This window comes from Protofrankia sp. CiP1_Cm_nod2 (assembly GCF_920664355.1).
Classification (GTDB): Bacteria; Actinomycetota; Actinomycetes; order Frankiales; family Frankiaceae; genus Protofrankia.
Genome location: NZ_CAKKTL010000020.1, coordinates 1 through 3,584 on the forward strand (window position 1 = coordinate 1; position 3,584 = coordinate 3,584).

4 protein-coding genes and 1 pseudogene are annotated in these 3,584 nt (G+C 71.5%); 3 read left to right on the plus strand and 2 right to left on the minus strand.

Going from position 1 to position 3,584, the window contains the following annotated elements:
* Window positions 1-246 (plus strand): hypothetical protein (locus NBW84_RS03835; protein WP_445548625.1); only part of this gene is annotated, 246 nt, incomplete at its 5' end.
* Between the two features lie 164 nt (window positions 247-410).
* Here the strand turns inward: NBW84_RS03835 and NBW84_RS03840 are convergent.
* On the minus strand, window positions 411-1,679 hold the full coding sequence (locus tag NBW84_RS03840) for an NAD(P)-dependent malic enzyme (protein ID WP_250281766.1): 1,269 nt from the start codon (window positions 1,677-1,679) through the stop codon (window positions 411-413).
* Between the two features lie 431 nt (window positions 1,680-2,110).
* On the opposite strand from NBW84_RS03840, the gene rfbC reads away from it, so the two are divergent.
* Window positions 2,111-2,728 (plus strand): dTDP-4-dehydrorhamnose 3,5-epimerase, encoded by a 618-nt coding sequence (rfbC, locus tag NBW84_RS03845; RefSeq protein ID WP_250281767.1) that lies wholly within the window; start codon window positions 2,111-2,113, stop codon window positions 2,726-2,728.
* Here the strand turns inward: rfbC and NBW84_RS03850 are convergent.
* Window positions 2,689-3,087, minus strand: a pseudogene (locus NBW84_RS03850) (S24/S26 family peptidase); the annotation flags it as partial. The gene rfbC and the pseudogene NBW84_RS03850 sit on opposite strands and share 40 nt — an antisense overlap.
* Before the next feature lie 95 nt (window positions 3,088-3,182).
* On the opposite strand from NBW84_RS03850, the gene sodN reads away from it, so the two are divergent.
* On the plus strand, window positions 3,183-3,578 hold the full coding sequence (gene sodN / locus NBW84_RS03855) for a superoxide dismutase, Ni (RefSeq protein WP_250281771.1): 396 nt from the start codon (window positions 3,183-3,185) through the stop codon (window positions 3,576-3,578).
* Window positions 3,579-3,584: the final 6 nt, after the last annotated feature.

The following is a 3,584-nucleotide window of genomic DNA, read 5'->3' on the forward strand; positions in this document are numbered from 1 at the left end:
CTCTTCAACGTGACGACACACAGGCGGGTGCAGGAGCCCAGCTCGGGTGTGTCCCGGTGGTTCCGCCGGAAACAGCGGATACCCGTGTCGGTGGCCGATCCCGCGCCAGCCGCTCACGCCGGCGGCACCACGATCGTCGTTTCCGTGACGGACTTCGTCTCCTGCACCTACAAGGGATGCGGGACGCTGCGGCCGCTGGCGGAGGCGTCCGAGAACCGGCAGTGCCCCGGCTGCGGCCGAGTCTGACCACGGCCCGCTGCGGTCGCAGCCAGCTCGGGCCACGGCCCGCTGCGGCCACGGCCTGGCCCACCCGTCCGAGGCCGTCGCGCGAACGCCGCCGCGCGGTACGACCGCCGGCCGCGCCGCTGGCAGCGCGTCCACCAGCGGCGCCACGGTAGCTACCCGGATGCCTACCGGCGTGCGACCCCGTCGGCGTGCGCCTGGCGGGCCACCGCGGCGGCGACCGCCGGCGCCACCCGGCCGTCGAAAACGCTCGGGATGACGTGCTGCTCGGTCAGCTCGTCCGCGATCACACCGGCGAGCGCGTCCGCCGCCGCCAGCTTCATCGACTCGGTGATCCGGCTCGCGCGCACGTCCAGTGCCCCGCGGAACACACCGGGGAAGGCCAGCACGTTGTTGATCTGGTTCGGGTAGTCGCTGCGCCCGGTGGCGACGATCCGGGCGTGCCGGCGCGCGACCTCCGGGTCGACCTCGGGGTTGGGGTTCGCCATCGCGAACACGATCGAGTCCGGCGCCATCGAGGCCACGGCATCCTCGGGCACGGTGCCCGAGGACAGGCCGAGGAAGACGTCCGCCCCGGCCAGCGCGGCGTTGATCGAGCCGGTGAGCCCGGCCCGGTTGGTCACCGCCGCGATCTCCGCCTTGACCGGGGTGAGGCCGGCCCGGCCCTGGTGCAGGATCCCCCGGCTGTCACCGACCGCGATGTCCCCGATGCCGGCGGCGAGCAGGATGCGGGTGACCGCCAGGCCCGCGGCGCCCGCGCCGGAGACCACCGCCCGCAGGTCGGCCAGCCGCCGGCCGGTCAGCCGCGCCGCGTTCTCCAGCGCGGCGAGCGCCACGATCGCCGTCCCGTGCTGGTCGTCGTGGAAGACCGGGATGTCGAGACGGTCCTGGAGCAGCCGTTCGATGGCGAAGCAGCGCGGCGCGGAGATGTCCTCCAGGTTGATGCCGCCGAAACTGGGCGCCAGCCGGGCCACCGTCTCCACGATCTGCTCGGCGTCGGTGCAGTCCAGGCAGATCGGGACCGCGTCCACCCCGGCGAACTGCTTGAACAGCGCAGCCTTGCCCTCCATGACCGGCAGGGCCGCGGCCGGGCCGATGTTGCCGAGCCCCAGCACGGCGGTGCCGTCGGTCACCACCGCGACGACGTTCGACCGCCAGGTGAAGTCGTCCGCCAGGCCCGGCTCGTCCGCGATGGCCGTGCAGACCCGCGCGACCCCGGGGGTGTAGGCGCGCGAAAGATCCTCCCGGTCGTTCAGCGGGACGGTCAGCGCAACGCCGATCTTGCCACCCTGGTGCAGGGCGAACACGGGGTCGGTGTCGCGGGCCAGCGGCCCCGGCCCGTCCGGCGCGACGGCAGGCTGGGGCACGGCCGGCGGCAGATGCCCCGGCGCATCAGGAACGAGCTGGTTGACGGAATGGTCGGTTGTGGCAGTCATCACTACTCCCTCGGACGAGATGCCTCGACGGGTGGGAGGCGTGGACGGCAAGGCCGGGGATCGCCCGGGGATGCCGTCCAATATGACACGCGGGCCCCGCCGCCTCCTCCGCGGACACCCCCATATCCTCGACTGAAGCATGCGCGTGCCCCGGGCGTCCCGAATAGTTTTTGCGGCCGGCACGGCGTACCGGAACACCAATGGATCGATACCGGAACAGACATGGACCACCGGTGACCAGCGGCGATCAATGATGGTCAGTGGCAGTCAGTGGCAGTCAGTGGCAGTCAGTGGCAGTCACCGGTGGCCGGCGTGCTCCTCGCGCGCCGCCGGGATGCCCGCCTGCCGGGTGATGCCCACCTGTCAGGTAGGGCCGCATTGGCTCCCGGGAAGCCCCCACGGGGCGTCGTTACCGGGTACGGTGCGCGTTCGTGGAGGTTCATGAACTCGAGATAGCCGGCGCCTGGGTGTTCACCCCCCGCCAGCACACCGACGACCGGGGCACCTTCCTGGAGTGGTACCGGTCCGAAACCGTGACCGAGGTGGTCGGCCACCCGCTCAGCCTCGCCCAGGCGAACCACAGCGTGAGCCGGCGCGGGACGCTGCGCGGCATCCACTACGCCGCCGTGCCGCCCAGCCAGGCCAAGTACGTCTCCTGCGTCCAGGGCCGGGTCCTCGACTGTGTGGTCGACATCCGGCTCGGTTCGCCGACGTACGGGACACACCAGGCGGTGCTGCTCGACGACGTGGACCGCAAGGGCCTCTACCTCGCCGAAGGACTCGGCCACTCCTTCATGGCGCTCACCGAGAACGCGGCGATATCGTACATATGTTCGACATCGTACAACCCCGCCCGCGAGTACGGCATCGACCCGCTCGATCCCGACCTGGCGCTGCCCTGGCCGCGGGATGTGACCCCGCTGCTGTCCGAGAAGGACGCGCGGGCCCCGTCGCTGAAGGAGGCGGAGGCCGCCGGCCTGCTGCCGTCCTACAGCGCGTGCACGGCCTACTACGAGACCCTGCGGATCCAGGCGGGCCGCGGCCAGTAGCGGGCGATCACCCGGCCCAGCACGTCCGCGGCCGGGACCGCGCCGAACGTCGCACTGTCGGTGCCGGCCGCCACGTTGTCGGACCGCAGCCACCACGACCCGTCCGGCTCGACGAAGGCGGCCCGCTTCACCCCGAGCCCACGGCCGGGCAGCCGCGCGACGACCACGTCACCCACCCGTGGTGGCAGGCCCCACAGCACCACGCACGCGTCCCCGTCCCGCAGCGTCGGCGCCATGGAGCGGCCGCTGACGGAGACCATCCGCACGGCAACATGTCGGCTCACCCGGGTAAGTTGCCACAAGGTGGAGCCATGCATCGACACCGTCCGAGGCCGGAGCACCTCCGAGGGCCGCTGGGGCGCGCCCGCGGCATCCCGGCCCTCCGGTCAGGCGGCATGCGTGCCCACCCGAGAGTTGCCCCAGGACGTCCAACGAGACGAGAAAGGACGGCAGCATGAGCCTCCTACGTCCGAAGACAACGGTCAGCGCCCACTGCGATCTGCCCTGTGGCGTCTACGACCCGGCCCAGGCGAAGATCGAAGCGCAGTCCGTGAAGGCGATCCAGGAGAAGTACCAGAGCAACGACGACCCGGCCTTCCGCGCGCGCGCCCTGGCCATCAAGGAGGAGCGGGCGGACCTGGTCAAGCAGCACCTGTGGGTGCTGTGGACCGACTACTTCAAGCCCAACCACCTGGAGAAGTACCCCGAGCTCCACGACCTGTTCTGGCAGGCCACCAAGGCGGCCGGGGCGGCCGGCGCCAAGGGCTCGGTCGACCCGGTCGACGGGCAGAAGCTGCTCGACCTCATCGAGCGGATCTCCACGATCTTCTGGGAGACCAAGGCCGCATAGGTACCA

What these genes read in the sequence shown, in the direction of transcription:
- NBW84_RS03840 (WP_250281766.1), bottom strand. Translation starts at nt 1,679, where the DNA reads ATGACTGCCACAACCGACCATTCCGTCAACCAGCTCGTTCCTGATGCG.
- sodN (WP_250281771.1), top strand. Translation starts at nt 3,183, where the DNA reads ATGAGCCTCCTACGTCCGAAGACAACGGTCAGCGCCCACTGCGATCTG.